General features: G+C 73.0%; 17 protein-coding genes and 1 tRNA gene. 8 read left to right on the top strand and 10 right to left on the bottom strand.

What is annotated here, in order from left to right; genetic code table 11:
- The first annotated feature begins 72 nt into the window (after positions 1 to 72).
- Positions 73 to 1386 carry a type III PLP-dependent enzyme domain-containing protein gene (locus tag RM779_RS03470; protein ID WP_311615648.1) on the top strand — a complete coding sequence of 438 codons (1314 nt, stop codon included), beginning with the start codon at positions 73 to 75 and terminating at the stop codon, positions 1384 to 1386.
- Positions 1387 to 1475: 89 nt separating this feature from the next.
- Here RM779_RS03470 and RM779_RS03475 read toward each other — a convergent pair whose 3' ends face one another.
- Positions 1476 to 2324 carry a MurR/RpiR family transcriptional regulator gene (locus RM779_RS03475; protein WP_311615650.1) on the bottom strand — a complete coding sequence of 283 codons (849 nt, stop codon included), beginning with the start codon at positions 2322 to 2324 and terminating at the stop codon, positions 1476 to 1478.
- 79 nt (positions 2325 to 2403) lie between these two features.
- On the opposite strand from RM779_RS03475, the gene RM779_RS03480 reads away from it, so the two are divergent.
- Positions 2404 to 2835, top strand: a complete 432-nt coding sequence (locus RM779_RS03480) for a hypothetical protein (protein WP_077063515.1) — start codon at positions 2404 to 2406, stop codon at positions 2833 to 2835.
- A 363-nt stretch (positions 2836 to 3198) separates the two neighbouring features.
- Here the strand turns inward: RM779_RS03480 and RM779_RS03485 are convergent, their stop codons facing one another.
- Entirely contained in the window at positions 3199 to 4581 is a 1383-nt protein-coding gene (locus tag RM779_RS03485) for a cystathionine beta-synthase (protein ID WP_311615652.1), read from the bottom strand.
- A gap of 119 nt (positions 4582 to 4700) precedes the next feature.
- Here RM779_RS03485 and RM779_RS03490 point away from each other — a divergent pair, with 119 nt between their 5' ends.
- The 4 genes from RM779_RS03490 (at position 4701) to RM779_RS03505 (ending at position 8597) form a co-directional block, all read left to right on the top strand.
- Positions 4701 to 5735: an SGNH/GDSL hydrolase family protein gene (locus tag RM779_RS03490; RefSeq protein WP_311615654.1), complete on the top strand. Its 1035-nt coding sequence runs from the start codon at positions 4701 to 4703 to the stop codon at positions 5733 to 5735.
- Positions 5736 to 5846: 111 nt separating this feature from the next.
- Entirely contained in the window at positions 5847 to 7067 is a 1221-nt protein-coding gene (locus tag RM779_RS03495) for an acetyl-CoA C-acetyltransferase (protein ID WP_311615656.1), read from the top strand.
- Positions 7068 to 7314: 247 nt separating this feature from the next.
- Positions 7315 to 8214: a hypothetical protein gene (locus RM779_RS03500; protein ID WP_311615658.1), complete on the top strand. Its 900-nt coding sequence runs from the start codon at positions 7315 to 7317 to the stop codon at positions 8212 to 8214.
- Positions 8211 to 8597 carry a hypothetical protein gene (locus RM779_RS03505; protein ID WP_394813209.1) on the top strand — a complete coding sequence of 129 codons (387 nt, stop codon included), beginning with the start codon at positions 8211 to 8213 and terminating at the stop codon, positions 8595 to 8597. The genes RM779_RS03500 and RM779_RS03505 overlap by 4 nt, the downstream gene beginning before the upstream one ends.
- A 109-nt stretch (positions 8598 to 8706) precedes the next feature.
- On the opposite strand, the gene RM779_RS03510 is transcribed toward RM779_RS03505, so the two are convergent.
- From RM779_RS03510 to RM779_RS03520, 3 genes are all read right to left on the bottom strand, one after another.
- Positions 8707 to 9564: a Bax inhibitor-1/YccA family protein gene (locus tag RM779_RS03510; RefSeq protein ID WP_077061003.1), complete on the bottom strand. Its 858-nt coding sequence runs from the start codon at positions 9562 to 9564 to the stop codon at positions 8707 to 8709.
- Between the two features lie 284 nt (positions 9565 to 9848).
- Positions 9849 to 10682 carry a pectate lyase gene (locus RM779_RS03515; protein WP_311615661.1) on the bottom strand — a complete coding sequence of 278 codons (834 nt, stop codon included), beginning with the start codon at positions 10680 to 10682 and terminating at the stop codon, positions 9849 to 9851.
- A 255-nt stretch (positions 10683 to 10937) separates the two neighbouring features.
- A tRNA-Leu gene (locus RM779_RS03520) sits at positions 10938 to 11019 on the bottom strand.
- Positions 11020 to 11400: 381 nt separating this feature from the next.
- On the opposite strand from RM779_RS03520, the gene RM779_RS03525 reads away from it, so the two are divergent.
- Entirely contained in the window at positions 11401 to 12180 is a 780-nt protein-coding gene (locus tag RM779_RS03525) for an ABC transporter ATP-binding protein (protein WP_311615663.1), read from the top strand.
- Positions 12181 to 12269: 89 nt separating this feature from the next.
- Positions 12270 to 14816: an ABC transporter permease gene (locus tag RM779_RS03530; RefSeq protein ID WP_311615665.1), complete on the top strand. Its 2547-nt coding sequence runs from the start codon at positions 12270 to 12272 to the stop codon at positions 14814 to 14816.
- 40 nt (positions 14817 to 14856) lie between these two features.
- Here RM779_RS03530 and RM779_RS03535 read toward each other — a convergent pair whose 3' ends face one another.
- The 5 genes from RM779_RS03535 to RM779_RS03555 form a co-directional block, all read right to left on the bottom strand.
- The gene (locus RM779_RS03535) at positions 14857 to 16227 is read right to left on the bottom strand and encodes a cyclopropane-fatty-acyl-phospholipid synthase family protein (RefSeq protein WP_311615667.1); all 1371 of its coding nucleotides are present in this window, start codon (positions 16225 to 16227) and stop codon (positions 14857 to 14859) included.
- Between the two features lie 220 nt (positions 16228 to 16447).
- Entirely contained in the window at positions 16448 to 17863 is a 1416-nt protein-coding gene (locus tag RM779_RS03540) for an NAD(P)/FAD-dependent oxidoreductase (protein ID WP_311615669.1), read from the bottom strand.
- Between the two features lie 424 nt (positions 17864 to 18287).
- Entirely contained in the window at positions 18288 to 19244 is a 957-nt protein-coding gene (locus RM779_RS03545) for a Ppx/GppA phosphatase family protein (RefSeq protein WP_311615671.1), read from the bottom strand.
- Positions 19241 to 19828, bottom strand: a complete 588-nt coding sequence (locus RM779_RS03550) for a DUF501 domain-containing protein (RefSeq protein ID WP_311615673.1) — start codon at positions 19826 to 19828, stop codon at positions 19241 to 19243. Before RM779_RS03550 ends, RM779_RS03545 begins: the two co-directional genes overlap by 4 nt.
- Positions 19829 to 19860: 32 nt before the next feature.
- Positions 19861 to 20349, bottom strand: coding sequence for an FtsB family cell division protein (locus RM779_RS03555; RefSeq protein WP_077060996.1), 489 nt, complete (start codon positions 20347 to 20349; stop codon positions 19861 to 19863).
- Between the last annotated feature and the right edge of the window lie 58 nt (positions 20350 to 20407).

The raw sequence follows: 20407 nt of genomic DNA on the forward strand, positions 1-20407 counted from the left end.
CGCCCCGGCCGCCGACCCCACCCACTCCCCACCCGCTCCCCGACCGGGCCCCGGCCGTGTTTGGCTGGAGGCATGGTTCTGCCCTCCCGACGCGACCTGGCCGTGCGCGCGCTGCTCGCCCGGCATCCCCTCACCGACGACCAGCCGCTGGCCGCCCTGCTCGACCTCCAGGGCGTCCGCGACGCGGCCAACGACCTCCACGCCGCTTTCGACGAGGTGACCGCGCCCGGCCGGCCCGTGCTGCACACCTTCGCTGTGAAGGCCGGTTCGCTCGTTCCCGTCCTGCGGCTGCTCGACGGGTTCGGGATCGGCTGCGAGGTCGCCAGCCCCGGCGAGCTGGCCCTGGCCCGCGCGGCGGGACTGGCCGCCGACCGCATCGTTCTGGACTCCCCCGCGAAGACCCCGGCCGAGCTGGCCGAGGCCCTGGCGCTCGGGATCGCGCTGAACGCGGACAACCCGCAGGAGCTGGCCCGCCTGGACGCGCTGGTCGGCGCGGGCCGCGAGCCCGCCGGGCCGGTCGGCCTGCGCGTCAACCCACAGCTCGGCGGCGGCACGATCGACGCGATGAGCACGGCCACCGCGACCTCCAAGTTCGGCGTGGCGCTGGGCGATCCCGGCGCCCGCGACTGGGTCGTCCGCGCCTGCACCGACCGTCCCTGGCTGACGCGGCTGCACTGCCACGTCGGGTCCCAGGGCATGGCCCTGGAACGAATGGCGGCGGGCGTCCGCGCCACCTACGAGCTGGCCGAGGAGATCAACGCGGCGGCCGGCCGCCACCAGATCGACACCCTGGACATCGGCGGCGGCCTGCCGGTCAACTTCGGCTCCGACGAGGTGAAGCCGACCTTCCGCGAGTACGCCCGCCTGCTGCGCCGCACCGTTCCCGGGCTGTTCGACGGCAGGTACGGGCTCGTCACCGAGTTCGGCCGGTCGCTGCTCGCCAAGTCGGGCTTCATCCTGGCCCGGGTGGAGTACACGAAGTCCGCGGGCGGCCGGCCCATCGCGGTCACCCACGCGGGCGCCCAGGTCGCCGTGCGCACCGTGTTCGTTCCCGAGTCCTGGCCGATCCGCGTGGCCGCCTACCACGCCGACGGCCTGCCGAAGCAGGACGGCCCCCAGGTCCGGCAGGACGTGGCGGGTCCGTGCTGTTTCGCCGGCGACCTGGTGGCGCGCGACCGGCCGCTGCCCCGGCTGGTGCCGGGCGACCTGGTGGCGCTGCTCGACACCGGCGCGTACTACTTCTCCAATCCGTTCGGCTACAACGCGCTGCCGCGCCCCGGGGTCTACGGGTACTCGGCGGACGGCGAGGGCCCCGCGGTCCTCACCACGCTGCGCCGCCCGCAGACCGTGGCGGAGCTGGTCGCGGAGTACGGCGGGGACTGCTGAACGCGGCGGGGCCGGGCGCGGCCGGCGGGCGTGCGGCGAGCCTGGGGCGGGCGTGATCGGGGCGAGCGGGGCGGGTGTGATCGGCGGGCTCAGCCGAGGAAGAGGCCCCGTTCCGCCGCCCGGGTGTCGAAGCGCTCCAGCCGGGACTGGGCATCCGGCAGGGCGTCGCACATGGCTTCCAGCACGGCACGGCCCAGCAGCGCGGGCGCGCAGGCGGTGTCGAACGACAGGCCGGTGCCGACCCCCGCCGAGAGCAGCAGGTCCCCGGGCCCGGCGACGGGCGCGACCGCGCTGTCGGCCACGGTGACCACGCGCAGGCCCGCGCCCCTGGCCACGGCCAGCGCCTCGGCGGCCTCGCGCGGGTGGCGGGGCAGCGCGAAGCACAGCAGCGCGCTCGCCCCCGCGTCGGCGGCGGCCTCGATGCGGTCGGCGAGCACAGAACCGCCCTCCGTCAACAGCCGGACGTCCGGGTGCACCTTCGCGGCGAAGTACGCGAAGCCGCCCGCCTCGGCCGCGGCGGCCCGCAGGCCGAGAACGGGCAGCGGGCGGGAGGCGGCCAGCAGGCGGCCCGCCTCCTCGATGCGGGCGGTGTCCGCGAGCGCGGCGGCCAACTGCCGCAGGTGGCCGATCTCGGCGAGAACGGCGCGCTGGTAGACGTTCGCCGGCGGGCCGGCGTCGTCGGGCCCGGCCGCCGCGCGCCCGTCGCGCAGGCTCTCGCGCAGCCGCCTGCGCAGCGCCGGGTACCCGTCGAACCCGAGGGCGACGGCGAAACGGGTCACCGACGGCTGGCTCACCCCGGCGAGCCCGGCCAGCTCCACGCTGGACAGGAACGGCGCCTCGTCGGGCCTGCGGATCAGGCACTGCGCGATGCGGCGCTGCGTCGGGGTCAGCCGGTGGCCCTCGAACAGCCGGGTCAGCCACGCGCTCGCCTCACTCATCTGCATAATTCTATGCAGTCGGAAATGGGGGGTTACCCCTAGTGCGACGGCCGCGGCGGCACCGTACGGTGGCGCCATGATGAGTGGTCGTGATTCCGAGCTGAATCAAGATTCCGACCTCAGAAGGGATCTCGAAGCCGCCGTGCAGACGCGCAAGGAGCTCGGTGAGACCTACGAGTCGGAGCTCGTCGATTCGTTCCTGGAAAAGGTGGAACAGCGCATCGACAGTACGGTGGACAAGAGGGTGCGCCGGCAGCTCGCAGAGCAGCAGATGGTGATCGCGCGCGGCGGGCGCGCGCCGCAAGGGCCGGGCGACGGTCATGGCCCCGGTGCGGCGTTCGGCCTCGCGGCGCTCTCCCTCGTTCTGGCGATCCCGCTGTCGGCGATCGCCGCGGTCCAGACGGGCCTCGCGGGGCTGCTGACCTGCTGGGGCGGCATCGTGGGCGTGAACGCCTGCTACGTCGGACGGCACGTGCTGCGCCGCGACAAGGGCTCCGACGACTGGGACTGAGCCGGGCGGACCCGGGACGCGCGGCCCTCGCGGGCCGCGCGAAAGGCGAGCGCGAAAGGTAAGCGGAGAAGCGATTGGCGGGGACCGCCGCACCCCGGTGAGTCCACCAGGGGCGGGACGACGGCGGTCCCCGCGGGGACACGGGCCGGGTCGGGGCCACGTGTCCGGGCGACCAGGGAGGTCCGGGAGCCGCTCCGGAGGTCCTTGGTGCCAACACCTGTACTCTGCACGGCCGGTGTTAACGACGCGTTGCTCAGCCGTGACGCTTCAGAATCTCTTGCCCGTCGCGCCGTCGTCCCCACCGCGAAGTGTGCCCAGGGTCACATCAAGTATGTCCCCACGGCAGAACCGCCGCGCCCCGGTTCAGCGTTCCGCGGCCAGGAACGAGAGCAGGTCCTGCCGGCTCACCACGCCCGTCGGTTTGCCGTCCACCAGGACGACCGCCGCGTCCGCGTCCTGGAGCACCGCCATCAGGTCGGCCACCGGCTCGCCGGAGCCGACGTGCGGCAGCGGTTCGCACATGTGGCGTTCCAGCGGGTCGTCCAGGGCCGCGCGCTGCGTGAACAGCGCGTCCAGCAGCTCCCGTTCGACCACGGAGCCGACGATCTCGGCGGCCATCACGTCCGGGTGCCCCGCGCCCGGCTTGACCACGGGCATCTGCGAGACGCCGTACTCCCGCAGCACCTCGATGGCCTGGCCGACCGTCTCGTCGGGGTGCATGTGGACCAGGGAGGGCAGGCCGCCCGCCTTGTGCCGCAGCACGTCGCCGACCCGCGTCTGCGGCCCGCCGTCCTCAAGGAAGCCGTAGTCGGCCATCCACTCGTCGTTGAAGATCTTGCTGAGGTAGCCGCGCCCGCCGTCCGGCAGCAGGACGACGACCACGTCGTCCGGGCCGAGCCGCCGCGCCACTTCGAGGGCGCCGACCACCGCCATCCCGCAGGAGCCGCCGACGAGCAGGCCCTCCTCGCGCGCCAGCCGCCGCGTCATGCGGAAGGAGTCGCGGTCGGAGACGGCGACGATCTCGTCCGGCACCTCGGAGTCGTAGGCCGTGGGCCAGAAGTCCTCGCCGACGCCCTCGACGAGGTAAGGGCGGCCGGAACCGCCCGAGTACACGGAGCCCTCCGGGTCGGCGCCGATGACCCGCACCTTGCCGCCGCTGGCCTCCTTGAGGTAGCGGCCGGTGCCGGTGATGGTGCCGCCGGTGCCGACGCCGGCGACGAAGTGCGTGATGCGGCCCTCGGTCTGCTTCCAGAGTTCGGGGCCGGTCGTCTCGTAGTGGGAGAGCGGGTTGCTCGGATTGCTGTACTGGTCCGGCTTCCAGGCGTCGGGCGTCTCGCGGACCAGGCGGTCGGAGACGTTGTAGTACGAGTCCGGGTGCTCGGGGTCGACGGCCGTGGGGCACACGACGACCTCGGCGCCGTACGCGCGCAGCACGTTGATCTTGTCCGTGGAAACCTTGTCAGGGCACACGAAGATGCAGCGGTACCCCTTGCGCTGGGCGACGATGGCCAGGCCGACGCCGGTGTTGCCCGAGGTGGGCTCGACGATGACGCCGCCGGGCCGCAGTTCGCCGGAACGTTCGGCCGCCTCGATCATCCGCAGGGCGATTCGGTCCTTCACCGAGCCGCCGGGGTTGAAGTACTCCACCTTCGCCAGCACGGTGGCCTCGATGCCCTCGGTCACGCTGGTCAGCCGGACCAGAGGGGTGTTGCCGACAAGGTCGATCATCGACTCGTGAAACTGCACCAGGATCTCCGCATATCAGGGGCGGGTTCGTCCGCCTGCCGGAGAGCACCCTATTGCGTTGCGCGGGCTGCCGTGGTGGGCACCACACAAGTGGAGGCGTGCGACGGTCGGGAGGGGTCATGTCAAGGGCGAGAGTGGCACGGAGGATCGCGACGGCGGCGGCCTACGGAGGCGGCGGGATCAGCCTGCTCGGCGGGGCGGCGGCCGGTCTGCTGTTCACCGAGATGCGGTACGCGCGGCGGCACGTGGCCCGCTCGCCCGCGGGGGAGCCGCCGCTCGCGGACGGCGTCTACGGCACGGCGTTCGCGGCCTCGGCCGGGCCGCCGTGGCGCCTGGCGATGCTGGGCGACTCCACGGCCGCCGGCCTGGGCGTGCGCCGCTCGGGGCAGACGCCGGGCGCGCTGCTGGCCTCAGGGCTCGCGGCGGTGTCGGAGCGGCCGGTGGAGCTGCACAGCGTGGCGCTGTCGGGGGCCGATTCCGCGGATCTGGAACGGCAGGTCTCGCTGCTGCTGACGGAGCCGGGACGGGCCCCGGTGCCGGACGTCTGCGTCCTCATGATCGGTGCGAACGACATCACCGGCCATGTGCCGCCGGCCCGTTCGGTGAAGCATCTGGCCGACGCGGTCTCGCGGCTGCGCACCGCGGGCTGCCAGGTCGTCGTCGGTACCTGTCCCGATCTGGGCTCGGTCGAGCCGGTGGGGCAGCCGCTGCGCTGGATCGCCAGGCGGCTGTGCCGTCAGCTCGCCGCCGCGCAGACCATCGCCGTCGTGGAGCTGGGCGGGCGGACGGTGTCGCTCGGCACGCTGCTCGGCCCGGAGTTCGCGGCCAATCCGCGGGAGTTGTTCGGTCCCGACCGCTACCACCCCTCGGCGGAGGGCTACCAGACCGCGGCGATGGCGATGCTGCCCACGCTGTGCGACGCGGTGGGCGCCTGGCCGGTGGAGGAACGGGCCGAGGCGGCACGCCGCGAGCGGCTGCTGCCGGTCGCGGCCGCCGCCGCGGCGGCGGCCGCCGAGGGCGGCACCGAGGTCAGCGCGGCGGGCGGCGCGGCGGGCGGCGAGGGGCGGCGGACGCTGGGGGCGATGCTGCGCAGGCGCCGCAGGCGGCCGCTGCCCGCGGCGGACGAGGGGGTCACGGCGTCCGCGGGCACGTGACACCGTTACTACTTACGGGTAACTTCAAGAGGGGGCCACCCCGCAGGACCGCACCACGAGCCGGGGCCGCGCCGCGACGCGGACCCCGCATCGCCGCCCGGAGGTACCGCCGTGCCAGAAGCAGTGATCGTCTCCGCCGCCCGCTCGCCCATCGGCCGGGCCGGCAAGGGCTCCTTGAAGGACCTCAGGCCCGACGACCTGACCGCCACCGTCATCCGGGCCGCCCTCGACCGCGTGCCCGCGCTCGATCCGGCGGACCTGGACGACCTGCTCCTCGGCTGCGGACTTCCCGGCGGCGAGCAGGGGCACAATCTGGCGCGCGTGGTCGCCGTCCAGCTCGGGCTGGACGGGCTGCCCGGCGCCACCGTCACCCGCTACTGCGCCTCGTCGCTCCAGACGACCCGGATGGCGTTCCACGCGATCAGGGCCGGGGAGGGCGACGCGTTCGTCTCTGCGGGCGTCGAGATGGTGTCGCGGCGCGACCGCGGCACCTCCGACGGCATGCCGGGCACCCACAACCCGCTGTTCGCGGCGGCGGAGGCGCGCACCGAGGCGCGTGCGCAAGGCGGCGCGCCCATGTGGCGCGACCCGCGCGAAACCGGGGAACTCCCTGATGTCTACCTCGCCATGGGCCAGACCGCGGAAAACCTGGCGCAGCGCGAGGGCGTGACGCGCGAGGAGATGGACGCGTTCGCCGTGCGCTCGCAGAACCTGGCGGAGAAGGCGCTCGCCGACGGCTTCTGGCAGCGCGAGATCACCCCGGTCACCACGCCCGACGGCGCGCTGGTCGCGGCGGACGACGGGCCGCGCCCCGGCGTGACCCTGGACGCCGTGCGCGCCCTGAAGCCGGTGTTCCGCCCCGACGGCCTCGTCACCGCGGGCAACTGCTGCCCGCTGAACGACGGCGCCGCCGCGCTGATCGTGATGTCCGACACCAGGGCGCGCGACCTCGGCCTCACGCCGCTGGCCCGCATCGTCGCGACCGGCGTCTCCGCCCTCTCCCCCGAGATCATGGGCCTGGGCCCGGTGGCGGCGACCCGGCAGGCGCTGGCACGCGCCGGTATGACGATCGACGACATCGATCTGGTCGAGATCAACGAGGCGTTCGCCGCCCAGGTGCTCCCGTCCGCCCGCCACCTGGGCATCGACCTGGACCGGCTCAACGTGAACGGCGGCGCCATCGCGGTCGGTCACCCGTTCGGCATGACGGGCGCCCGGATCACGACTACGCTGATCAACTCCCTGCAACGGCACGACAAGCAGGTCGGCCTTGAGACCATGTGCGTCGGTGGCGGGCAGGGCATGGCCATGGTGATCGAGCGACTGTCCTGAACGTGGCACGAGGTGCACACGGTACGGAAGTGACCCGCGTCACCCGGTATATACGGGCGATACCGAAGCGGGCCCGGGATGTGATCCATGCCGGTTCCGTGAATGAAGCCGCAGGTCAAGAGCCTGCGGGGGACGCGTTCCTGACCAAAGACCTGTCCAATTCATGACGTTATGCACTGCACGCCGTGGCCGCGCCCCGGAAACCTGAGATAAGAAGTCAGGGACCAAGACCACTGGGAGCGAGTCCGTGAGCGCCATATCCGTCATTCTGCTGGTGGCCGCAGGCACCGCCGTCGTCCTGGGCGCCCTGGCCCTGCACACCGCGCGCGCCCTGCGCGCGGAGCTGGCGGCGCTGCGCGGCGACCTGACCCGGCGGGCCGCCGTGCCCGCCGCCAGGTCCGTGCCACCGGCGGAGATCCGCGGCGCGGTCGCGGAGGCGCTGGCCGAGGAGCGGGAGCGCGAGCTGGCGGAAGCCCGCGCGTACTGGGCCGAGCAGGAGGCCAGGGAGCACGAGGGTCCTGGCGCGCTGCTGGCCGGGCGGGGCCTCGGCTACGAGGTCGCCGAGGCCGACGAGGAGCTGCTCGACGCCCTGCTGGAGCGCTACCTGCTCAGTGACTCGGGCTTCCCCGCCACCGGCCGCGACGGCACGCCGCCCGCCGCGCGGCCGACCGCGGACGAGCCCGCGGAAGGCACGGCCGGGCCCGCGCAGGAGGCCGCGGACGGCGGCGAATCCGCCGAGCTGGCCGCGGCCCGCCGCCGCCACCCCTCCCACCCCGGCTACACGCTCTCGGGCGAGCCGACGGGCCGCGAGGCGCCCGGCAGGCCGGGCGGCGAGGAGCACCGGCGCACCGCCGAAGGACTCTCCCGGCTGGCCGAGGCCCGCACCCCGCTCGCCGACGTCCGGCACGGACCGCTGGGCACGCTGGACGTCTTCCTCTTCGCGGACGGCACCACCCTCTGCCTCTCGCCCAGCCACCAGGAGGCCGCCGAACAGCTGGCCGCCGCCGTCCGCGCCGGTGAACAGCCGGTCCTGATGGGCGGTTCCGGCGTCTCCGGCGCCTACGCGCTGACGTTCGCCTGCGGCCAGGACAGCGTCTACCTGCTGGCCGACCGCGTCGTGACCACGTCCCACCGCGGCGGCGAGTGACCGCGGTGACGGACGGAACGGCACGGCAGGACGGAACGGCACGGCAGGACGGAACGCAGGACACCGCGGCGCTCGACGCGGCCGTGGAGGCCGCGGCGGACCGGCTGCGGACCCTGCCGGAGAGCCGCCTGCGGCGCGGCGCCGCCGCCGCGGGTCTCGGACTGGCCAGGGAGCTGACGCGCCGCGCCCAGCGGCTCGAACGGCCGCAGGCGCCCGTCAAGGAGCTGCCGGACGCGGGGATCTACTCGGTCGGCGACCAGCTCGCGGTCGCCGGGCACGACCTGGCCGCGGCGCTGCGGACGGCCGGCGCCACGGACCCGGCGGCGGCCCGGCACGAACTGGCCGCGGCCCTCGCCCTGATACACGCGCACGCAGAACGCTGAGGGAACGCCCGGAGGGCCGGGGCACGCACGGGGGCCCCGGCGGAAGATCTCCGCCGGGGCCCCATGCCGTCAGCTGCCCGTGCGCTCAAGGCCGGGCGGCACGGCTGCGTCACTCGCCTTGCAGGATGGCGACCAGCCGCAGGAACTCCAGGTAGATCCACACCAGGGTGAGGGTCAGCCCGAAGGCGGCCATCCACGATTCCTTCTCCGGGGCACCGTAGGCGATGCCGTCCTCGACCATCTTGAAGTCGAGCGCGAGGAAGCAGGCACCGAGCAGCACACCGGCGATGCCGAACAGGATGCCGAGACCGCCGTCCCGCAGGCCCAGGCCGTTGCCGCCGCCGATCATGGCGACCACGAGGTTGACCAGGGAGAGCAGGATGAAGCCGACCGCGGCGGCCAGCACGAACTTGGTGAACCGGGCGTTGACCCGGATGATCCGCTGCTTGTACATGAACAGCACACCGGCGAAGACCGCCATGGTGCCGATCACGGCCTGCATCGCGGCGCCGGGCGCCACCGCGTTGATCGCACTGCTGATGGTGCCGAGGAACAGACCCTCGGCCACCGCGTAGGAAAGGATCAGCGCGGGGGACGCCTCGCGCTTGAACGACTGCCACAGCCCGAGGCCCAGCGCGACCAGCGCGAAGACGAACCCGAGGGCGAGCGGCATGTCGGTCACCCAGGCGACGGCCGCGAAGGCGACCACGGTGCCCAGGGTGAGCGCGGTACGGGAGACGACACTGTCAATCGTCATCACGCCGGCGCGCGGGGGCGCGGCCGGCGGCACAGCACCGCCGTGGGGACCCACCTGCGGCTGCGCATACGGGTTCCCCGGCTGCGCGTAGGGGTTGGTCGGGCTCCCCGCGTACGGATTCCCGGTCTGCGGCTGCCCGGCGTTGAAGCCGGCGTAGCCACCGTCCCGACTGAACCCCCGACGCGTGAAGACCGGGTTGCTGCTCCTCATCTCACTCCTCCATGGCCGCACGGCACGACCTTGACTACCAGAGTAATGCGTTAGCAAAGACTGCACGGTAGTGCACTCGTAGAAACGAGCGAAAGGGGTGTGTTGGTTCCCTGAGCGCCATATCCCCCGCAGTCGCCGGAGAACGGACCAGCGCTCCCTGCCGCCGCATTCCCTGACCAGCCTGAACGCCGGCCGGGCCCCGGCCATTCCCGACCCGCGCGGCCCGCACCCGGTGACCCGTTCGGATGATCACCCGCGCGCGGACCGCCGCGGAACGCGGGACCTTACTGGTAGCTGATGTCCGACTCGTCGTACAGACAGTGCGTACCGTCCGGGCCCGAGCCCGACTCCTCCGGCTCGTCACCCTCGTCGTTGCCGATGTACCGCTGGCACACGGTCATCTCGTCGTCGCCGACGATGGTGATGTTGCTGAAGGTGGCCGTGTCGCCGTAGTTCTCGTTGATGCCGGCGATGGTGTCGCCCGGGGCGGTAACCGTGACGCCGTCCAGCACGATCGTCCGCTCGGACATCGACGAGCAGTTGCCGCAGGAGCGGACCATGGTGCCGAAGTCCTCGGCCGCGAAGCCAGAGATGTTCAGCGTGCCGCCACCGTTGAACTGGAGCACCTTGTCGTCGGCCCCGACCGCGCCGCCGCCGACGACGTTGTACGTCGAGCCGTTCCGGAAGGTGGCGGCGTCCTCGCCGACGTCCTCCCAGTAGACGTTCTCCAGGGTGCAGTCGCCCTCGCAGTGGATGCCGTCCGCACCCGGAGAGCCGATGATGACGTTGCTGAGCGTGGCGCCGTCGCTGACCTCGAAGACGGCTTCCTGGTCCTCGTCCTGGTCGCCGCCGCCAAGCCCGTCACCGGGGATGTAGCGGGTGCCGCCGCCGTCGAAGTCCTCGGTGATCTCGATGGTCTCCTCGACCACCTCGTCGGCGGTGGCCGTCGGGATCTCGACGACGGAGGCGGGCGACGCCTCGGCCGCCGGTGCGGGGCTTTCCGCGGCGGCCGTCTGGGCCAGGGCGGTCAGCCCGGTGGTGGCCAGGGCGCCGGTGAGGAAGACGGCGGCCAGCCCGCGGCCTCGCCTCGTGGTGCGATGGCGATGCACAGTTCGCACGGTGTTCTCCTCGAACGTGGGGGGACTGTTCTCGGAGTGGTTGCCGCCGGGGCGCGGGAGGTTGCCGGGCGGCGCGGCCCGGCTCATTCGGCGACGGATCGGCACAGGTCCCCCACCGGACACGCACACCTCACCACGGCAACCGCACGGCGCGCTCGGGGCGTTCGCGGCCGGAACCGGCCACCGCCCTTGCGCCGCGCGGCGGGTGGGTGAGGCTCAGCCGTTACGGCTGGTCAGCGGCTGTATGCTCTGGGGTGCCCGGAGCCGGACTTGAACCGGCACGGCCCGAAGGCCAGCGAGTTTTAAGCTCACCGTGTCTGCATTCCACCATCCGGGCACAGATCCCAAGCCGTACCGGGCGCGTACGCGCCAGTGTCTCGTCCGAGCTTATCCGGCGGATTCGCCCGAACACCGGTGCCCCGAGCCGATGTTGTCTGATTTTATGAGCCCCTGATGGCTCATCAAAGGGCTACTGCCCGGTCACAGGCCGTTCCCGCCGCTTTCGCGCCAGGTGGCCGTGGCCGAGGAATGACGCAAATCAACCCTCCGCATCCACTTAGGTACTCAGGGGCGTTCCTCCTCCCCAGGTATGACAGCCGAAGCGCGTATGTACCCCTGAAGAACTCCAAGGAACAGTCATCCCGAGGGATCACCCGGCGGCGACCGGGGAGAAGGATGGTGTACGGCACCACAACCGTCCCGACAGGAGAGTGTTCCCGTGTCCACCTTCACCGCCCCGGCCGGCGCCGTCTCGAACGGTGCGGTGGCCGCCAAGGCCACGGACCTCACCAAGGTCTACGGAGAGGGTGAGACCAAGGTCGTCGCCCTCGACCACGTGTCCGTCGAGTTCAGGCAGGCCGAGTACACCGCCATCATGGGCCCCTCCGGCTCGGGCAAGTCGACGCTCATGCACTGCATGGCCGGGCTCGACACCGTGTCCGGCGGCTCGGCCCGCATCGGCGACACCGAGCTGACCGGCCTCGGCGACAAGAAGCTGACGCAGCTGCGCCGCGACCGCGTCGGGTTCATCTTCCAGACGTTCAACCTGCTGCCGACGCTCAACGCCCTGGAGAACATCCGGCTGCCCATGGACATCGCCGGGCGCAAGCCCGACCCCGACTGGCTCGATCGCGTCATGGCCACGGTCGGCCTCGGCGGCCGGCTCAAGCACCGGCCCGCCCAGCTCTCGGGCGGCCAGCAGCAGCGCGTCGCCGTGGCCCGCGCCCTCGCCAGCCGCCCCGACATCATCTTCGGCGACGAGCCCACCGGCAATCTCGACTCCCGCGCCGGGGCCGAAGTCCTCGGCTTCCTGCGGAACTCGGTGCGCGAGCTGGGCCAGACCGTCGTCATGGTCACCCACGACCCGGTGGCCGCGGGCTACGCCGACCGCGTCGTCTTCCTGGCCGACGGCCGCGTCGTCGACGACATGCCCGACCCGACCGCGGAGAGCGTCCTTGAGCACATGAAGCGGTACGACGCCAAGGGCCGCACCAGCTGACACCACCCCGGCCGACACCACCCCGGCCGGCACCGCACCACCCACCGCGCCGCCTTTCACCCCTTCCTCACCACCGGTCAGGTTCCGCCATGCTCAAAACCGCCCTGCGCAACGTGCTCGCGCACAAGGCCAGGCTGCTGATGACCACCCTCGCCGTCCTGCTCGGCGTGGCCTTCGTGTCCGGCACGCTCGTCTTCACCGCCACCCTCTCCGAGGCGTTCCAGCGCAGCTCCGAGAAGGGCCTGACCCACGTCGACCTCGCCGTCCAGCCCGACGGCGACACCGACGCCGCGGAAACGGGCCCGGGTGACGCGGACGACCTCGGGCAGGACCTGCTCGACGCCACGGCCGCGCTGCCCGGGGTCGCCTCGGCCACCGGCGAGGTCTCCGGCTTCGCGGCCCTCGCCGACAAGGACGGCGACCTGGTCGGCGCCGGCTGGGACACCCGCGGTGCCAACTACTACGCGGGCACCGAAGGAACGGGCACGGACGCGCGCCATCCGCTGACCGAGGGCCGCGCCCCGCAGGCCGCGGGCGAGATCGCGCTCGACTCGGCCACGGCGGAACGCACCGGCTACCGGATCGGCGACACCGCCCGCGTCTCGGTCGACGGGCCGGTCCGCGAGGAGACGGTCACCGGCATCTTCACCACCGAGGACGGCGCGGTGGCCGCGGGCGGCAGCCTCGTCCTGTTCGACACCGCCACCGCGCAGGAGCTGTTCACCGCGCCGGGCGAGTACAGCCGCATCACCCTCCAGGCGGCGGACGGCGCCACCCAGCAGGACCTGAAGGACGCCGTCGCGCCGCTGCTGCCCGAGGACGCCGAGGCGATCACGGGGCAGCAACTCGCCGCGGACCAGGCCGAGGAGATCGAGCAGCAGACGAGCGGGATGCGCACGGCGCTGCTGGCGTTCGCCGGGATCTCGCTGTTCGTCGGCGTCTTCATCATCGCCAACACCTTCACCATGCTGGTCGCCCAGCGCACCAGGGAGCTGGCGCTGCTGCGCGCGGTGGGCGCGAGCCGCCGGCAGGTGACGCGTTCTGTGCTGATCGAGGCGCTGGTCGTGGGCACCGTGGCGGGCGTGACCGGCTTCGCGGCCGGCATCGGCATCGCCGCGGGGCTGCGTTCCCTCATGGACGCCTTCGACGTCACCGTTCCGGAGGGCCCGCTGATCGTCGACGGCACCGCGGTGCTCGCGTCGCTGATCGTCGGCATCGTCGTCACGGTGCTCGCGGCCTACCTGCCCGCGCGCCGCGCCGCGAAGATCCCGCCGGTCGCGGCCATGAGCAGCATCCACGCCGCACCGACCGCCCGCCGCATGGTGGTGCGCACGACCATCGGTGCCGTCGTCGCGCTGGGCGGCGGCGCCCTGGTGGTCGCCGGCATCGGCTCGGGCGACAAGGGCGCCACGATGGGGCTCGGCGCGGCACTGCTGGTGATCGGCGTGTTCATCCTGACGCCGCTGCTCTCCCGCCCCGTCATCGCCGCCGCGGCGCCGCTGCTGCGCCTGTTCGGGGTGTCAGGGAAGCTGGCGAGGCGCAACGCGGTGCGCAATCCGCGCCGCACCGCCGCCACCGCGTCGGCGCTGATGATCGGGCTGACGCTGATCACCGGCATCACCGTGATCGCCGACTCGATGGCCAAGAGCATCGACAAGATGGCGACGGAGTCGCTGCGTTCCGACTACGTGGTCTCCATGGCCAACTTCTCGCCGCTGTCGCCCGAGGTCGAGGAGACGCTGGCCGCGCGCCCCGAGGTCACCGACATCACCGGGCTGAGCATGTCGCCCGCGCTGATCGCCGACGAGTCCGACGAGCGGTACCTCACCGGCGTCAACGGGGCGGCGATCGGCGAGCTGACGAACCTCGACTTCGAGGCGGGCTCCTTCGAGGGGCTGGACGGCGAGAACGCCGTGGTGGACACCGACACCGCCGAGGACCTCGGCCTCGGCCTGGGCGACACGTTCCCCGTGCGGTACGAGGACGGCACCGACGGCAGCCTGACGGTCTCGGGGCTGTACGAGGGCAACGAGATGATCCGCGGCGTCATCCTGGACGACGCGGCGCTCGACCCGCATATGGAGCGCGTGACCGACTTCCAGGTCATGCTGCGCACCGCGGACGGGGCGAGCGAGGAGGCCCGTTCCGCGCTGGAGGCGGCGCTCGGCGACAACCCGGCCGTTCTGGTGCAGGACAAGGAGGACGTCTCCGAGGACATCGCGTTCATGTTCACGCTGCTGCTGAACATGCTGTACGCGCTGCTGGGCATGGCGGTGATCGTCGCGGTCCTCGGCGTCATCAACACCCTGGCCATGTCCGTCTTCGAACGCCGTCAGGAGATCGGCATGCTGCGGGCGATCGGCCTCGAACGGCGCGGCACCAAACGGATGGTGCGCCTGGAGTCGGTGGTGATCGCGCTGTTCGGCGGTGTGCTCGGAGTGGGGCTCGGCGTGTTCTTCGGCTGGGCCGTCGGCGAGATGCTGCGGGACTACCTGACCACGTACGAACTCGTGCTGCCGTGGGGCCGGATGGCCGTCTTCCTCGGCCTGGCCGCCCTGGTCGGCGTCCTGGCCGCGCTGTGGCCGGCCCGCCGCGCCGCCCGGCTGAACATGCTGGAGGCCATCAAGGCCGAGTAGCCCGCCCGGCGCCCGGGTCCCGGGCGCCGGGCGGGCCTGGTCAGTGCGGCTGTTCCTGCGCTTGCGCTCGCGCGGGTGCCGCGGGCTGCTGCCGCTCCGGCCGCTCCGGCCGCTGCGTCCGCTCCTGCACCGTTCCGCGTTCCGTCCAGGCGCGCGGGCGCAGCGGGAGGCCGGGGCCGCCGGCGACGGGCAGGCGGACGGCCAGGACCTGGTTGACGCCGATACCGGCGCGTTCGAAGGACAGCGCGGAGGCGGCCATGTACAGGCGCCACACACGGGCGCGGCCCGCGCCCGCCAGGCGCGTGGCCTCCGCCCGGCGCGCCTCCAGGTTGTGCACCCAGCGGCGCAGCGTGAGGGCGTAGTGCTCCCGCAGGGACTCGACGTCGCGCACCTCGAACCCGGCGCGTTCCAGCAGCGTCACGGTACGGCCGACGGGGGCCAGTTCGCCGTCGGGGAAGACGTAGGCGTCGATGAACGGGTCCACCCGGTAGCTGCTCTCGTCGGCGCGCGGCGGCCGGGCGATCTGGTGGTTCAGCAGCCGGCCGCCCGGGCGCAGCAGGCCGTACAGCCGCTCGGCGTACTCGCGGTAGCGCGCCGCGCCGACGTGCTCGGCCATGCCGACGGAGGAGATGGCGTCGAACGGGCCGTCCGCCGTCTCGCGGTAGTCCTGGACGCGGATCTCGACGAGGTGTCCGAGACCCTGCTTCGCCACCCGTTCCCTGGCGTAGACGGCCTGCTCCTCGGAGAGCGTGACGCCGACGGCCCGCACGCCGTAGTGGCGGGCGGCGTGCAGCACCAGCGAGCCCCAGCCGCAGCCGACGTCGAGGAGCCGCTGCCCTTCGCGCAGGCCGAGCTTGCGGCAGATCAGGTCGAGTTTGGCGGTCTGCGCGGCCTCCAGGGTGTCGGTGTCGTCGTCCCAGACGGCGCACGAGTAGACCATGGAGGGGCCGAGGACCAGCTCGTAGAACGCGTTGCCCACGTCGTAGTGGTGGCTGATGGCCTGGCGGTCGCGCCGCAGCGAGTGCAGCGGTCCGGTGCGGCGCGCGACCTCCTCGCGCGGCGGGGGCGGCGGCACGGGCGCGGCCGGTCCCGCCAGCCGGACGAGTTCGCGGGCGATGGTGAGCTTCTGCCGCGGCGGGATGTCGCGTTCCGCCTGGATGGGCGCGAGCAGCAGGCCGAGAGCGGCGTACAGGTCGCCCTCGACGTCGATCTCCCCGGCCACCCAGGCTCTGGCGAGGCCCAGTTCACCGGGTTTGAAGAGGAGCCGGCGCAGCGCCCTGCGGTGCCGCACCACGATGACCGGGCCGCCGGGCGGGCCGGTTTCCGAGCCGTCCCACGCGCGGAGGCGGAGGGGGAGCGCCGCACCGAGTAGCTGTTCGGTGAGCGCGGCGAGCCGGGGGGCGACAGCCATGCAGACACACCTCCAGGAATGAGGACGAATCGTCCTCGCCACCTTGGCATCCAGCCCAGGGAGAACACCGCCATTCCCCGGTCGATTCCCGGTGTGATTCCGCCAGCGAGCGTAAGCAAGGCAAAGACAAGACAAAGAAACAAGACAAAGAAAGGAGGCACGCAACGAAAGCGGAGGACGGCCGGCCCGGGGCCGTCCGTCCTCCGCCACTGCCGTGCCGTCAGCCCGCCTTGGCCTTCGGCTTGTCGGCCGGCCGGTCCGTGCCGCGCGGCGCGCCCGCACCGGACGCGGCCGCCGCGGTGACCGGGGCCGCCGCCTCGTAGAACTCCTCGCGCGGGTGCTCCATGGCGCCGAGCGAGACGACCTCGCGCTTGAGGAACAGCCCCAGGGTCCAGTCCGCGAACACCCGGATCTTGCGGTTCCAGGTGGGGACCGCCATGCCGTGGTAGCCGCGGTGCAGATACCAGCCGATCCGGCCGCGGAAACGGAGGGTCAGCTTGCCGAGCTTGATCATCGCGACGCCCTTGCGCAGACCGAGCCCGGCCACCGCGCCCATGCTGGCGTGCTTGTAATCCTTCTGCGGGAAGCCGCGGAGCCCGGCGATCACATTGTCGCCCAGGACCTTGGACTGACGCAGCGCGTGCTGGGCGTTGGGCGGGCACCACGCGTTCTCCTGGCCGGCGGCGCGGGCGGCCAGGTCGGGCACCTGCGCGTTGTCACCGGCGGACCAGATGTAGTCGGTGCCCGCGACCTGGAGCGTGGCCTCGGTGTCCACGTGCCCGCGCGGCCCGAGCGGCAGGCCGAAGCGGGTGAGCGCCGGGTTCGGCTTGACGCCGGCCGTCCACACGATGGTGTGGGAGTCGGCGGTGACCCCGTTGCTCAGCTCGACGTGGCCGCCGACGCAGGACTTGACCGAGGTCTTCAGGTGCACCTCGATGCCGCGCTTCTGGAGGTGTTCGAGCCCCCACTCGCCGAGCTTGGGGCCGACCTCGGGGAGGATCTTGTCGGCGACGTCGACGAGTACGAAGCGCATGTCCTCGCGCTTGATGTTCGGGTAGTACTTCGTGGCGTCGCGGGCCATGTCCTCGACCTCGCCGATGGTCTCCGCGCCGGCGAAGCCACCGCCCACGAAGACGAACGTCAGCGCCTTGCGGCGGACGTCATCGTCGTTCGTGGAGTCGGCCTTGTCGAGCTGCTCCAGCACGTGGTTGCGCAGCCCGATCGCCTCCTCGACACCCTTCATGCCGATGCCCTGCTCGGCCAGTCCGGGGATGGGGAACGTGCGCGAGACGGCGCCGAGCGCCACCACCAGGTAGTCGAAGGGCACCTCGTACGGCTGGCCGACGAGCGGCGCGACGGAGGCGACCCGGCGGTCCTGATCGATGGAGGTGACGCGGCCGGTGAGGACTTCGGCCTGGGGCAGCACGCGCCGCAGCGGCACCACGACGTGCCGCGGAGAGATGCTGCCGGCCGCCGCCTCGGGGAGGAAGGGCTGGTACGTCATGTACGAACGCGGGTCGACGACGGTGACGGTTGCCTCGCCGTAGCGCATCTTCTTCAGGATGCGGCGGGCTGCGTACAGTCCGACGTACCCGCCACCAACGACGAGAATTCGGGGACGCTCCGTGGTGCTCATGCCATCGAGTATCCACCCGGCCCGGGAGGGAAGCTCGTGAGGGGCTTCACAAGCTAGGGGGGTGATTCTGCTACACTGCGCCCCTTTCTCCGGATACGGGTGGACACCTCCGACCGGCCCCCCGGGCAACATCCCAGGTGGCAGCGGGTCCGCGAGCCGCAGAGGGCCTCGGCGACGGCCTGGTCGAACGGCCGAGCGGGGTGGGACCCGACCGGAAACGGTGACTCCTGAGCACCGGAGGGGCCCGTCGGGCCCGACCGGGCGACTCCTCGCCCCCGCATCATGTGAAAAACTTCACGAGACTGTTTCCGCGCCACCGCCGCAGACCTTCGCGGACCGGCGCCGACCGACGCGCGCCAGCGCCGAACGCCCCGGACCGGTGCGGGCCCGCGTGGGCCCGCGTGGGCCCGCGTGGGCCAGGGTGTCAGCCGCGGGCCGCCGCGGTCCAGAGCAGGCCGTCGAGGATGTCGTGCTCGCTGACCACGACCTCCGCCGCCCCGACACGCTCCATGACCTTCGCCAGCACGAGCGCCCCGGCACCGATCACGTCGACCCGCCCCGGGTGCATCACCGGGATCGCGGCGCGCTCCGCGTGCGTCGCGGCCAGCAGGCGGTCGGTGACCTCGCGCACCTGCCCGGCCGTGAGCCGCGCGTGGTGCAGGGCCGCGGAGTCGTAGGCGGGCAGGCCGAGCGCGATTCCGGCGACCGTCGTCACCGAGCCCGCGAGGCCGACCAGCGTGTGGGTCTCGGTCAGGGGCACCCGTTCCGCGGCCAGGTCGAGCGCCGCGTCGATGTCCGCGGCGATGGCGGCGATCTGCGCGGGCGTCGGCGGGTCCGCGACGCGGCCGTCGCGCAGCAGGTGACGCTCCGTCAGCCGCACGCAGCCGATGTCCACGCTGCGCGCGGCGCGGACCCGGGCATCGCCCAGCACGAACTCGGTGGAGCCGCCGCCGATGTCGAGCACCAGGTAGGGCGGTGTCGTCCCGTCCCGCCCGATCAGCTCCCGGGTGGCGCCGACGAAGGACAGCTCGGCCTCCTCGTCGCCGGTGATCACCTCGGGCACGATGCCGAGCACGTCCTTCACGCCGCGGACGAAGTCCTCCCGGTTCTCCGCGTCGCGGGACGCGGAGGTCGCCGCGAACCTGATGCGGTCCGGCGTGATGCCGTGCTCCGCGATGGCGTCGGCGTACTGGCGGCAGGCGGCGAACGTCCGTTCCAGGGCCTCGGGGGCGAGGCGGCCCGTGCGGTCGACGCCCTGGCCCAGGCGGACGATCTCCATGCGCCGGTCGAGGTCGGTCAGCCGCCCGGCCGCCGGATCGGTGTCCGCGATCAGCAGGCGGATGGAGTTGGTGCCGCAGTCGATGGCGGCGGCTGCCGTCATGCGTCGTCTCCCTCGGGTCCGGTGCCGGATTCCGTGCCGGTCGTCGTGCCGGTTTCCGCGCCCGTGTCCGCGCCCGTGTCCGCGCCCCGTTCCGCCACGCAGGGCCCCTTGCGCCACCACTCGGGCAGCGCGGCCAGCGCCTCGTCGCCCAGCGGGTTGACGCCGGGGCCCGCCACGAGCGCGTGCGCCACCAGGACGTGCAGGCACTTGACCCGGTCCGGCATGCCGCCGGCGCTGGGGAAGCCGGGCAGCGGCCCGATCGCGTCCCGGCGGGCGAGGTAGTCCTCGTGCGCCGCCCGGTAGGCGGCGGCCAGCTCGGGGTCCTCGGCCAGCCTTGCCGTCATGTCCTTCATCATGCCGTCCGCCTCCAGGGTGCCGATGGCGGAGGCGGCGCGCGGACAGGTCAGGTAGTAAGTGGTGGGGAACGGCGTGCCGTCGGGTAGCCGCGGCGCCGTTTCGACGACGTCCGGGTGGCCGCAGGGGCAGCGGTGCGCGACCGCGCGCAGGCCGCGCGGCGGGCGGCCGAGCTGCTGCCTGACCGCCTCGGTGTCGGTCGGGCTCGGGGTCGGAGTCGGGGTTTCCACGGGATTGCGTCTCTCCGGCGTCTGTCCTGGGGTCACTGCGTCCGGTCGGCCCCGTCGACGCGCTCCCACAGCGTCTCGTACCAGGGGCGGGCGGCCGGGGCGCCGCTGGTGCGGCGGCCGTCGTCCTCCTCGTCCGCCCGCTCCTGCGGGAGGATGAACCCGGTCTCGCCGGGCCGCAGGAAGCTCAGCCGCTCGCGGGCCTGCTGCTCGACGTAGGAGGGGTCCTGCCAGCGGGCCTTCTCGTCCCGCAGCTCCTCCACCCGCCGCCGCTCCTCCTCCGTCTGCCGCCGCAGGTCGTCGACTTCGGCGCGCTGCTGGACGTACTGCCGCAGCGGATAGGCGAGGGCGACGATCAGCGAGCAGACGACGAGGGCGAGGACCGCGGCGCGGCCGGTGAGGCGGCTGCGCCGCGGCGGGCGGCGCAACCGCCGGTTCTGCGCGCGGTAGACGCGCGCGGCGGCCTGCTCGCCCAGGGCCCTGATCCTGGTGGCGGTGGAGAACCGGTCCCGGTCCGCGGCCACATCGCCTCCCTGATCGCCCTGCCCGGTGTCTGTCCCCGCCACCGTACGGGACGGACGG

This window comes from Streptomyces johnsoniae, from assembly GCF_031845565.1.
Lineage (GTDB): Bacteria > Actinomycetota > Actinomycetes > Streptomycetales > Streptomycetaceae > Streptomyces > Streptomyces johnsoniae.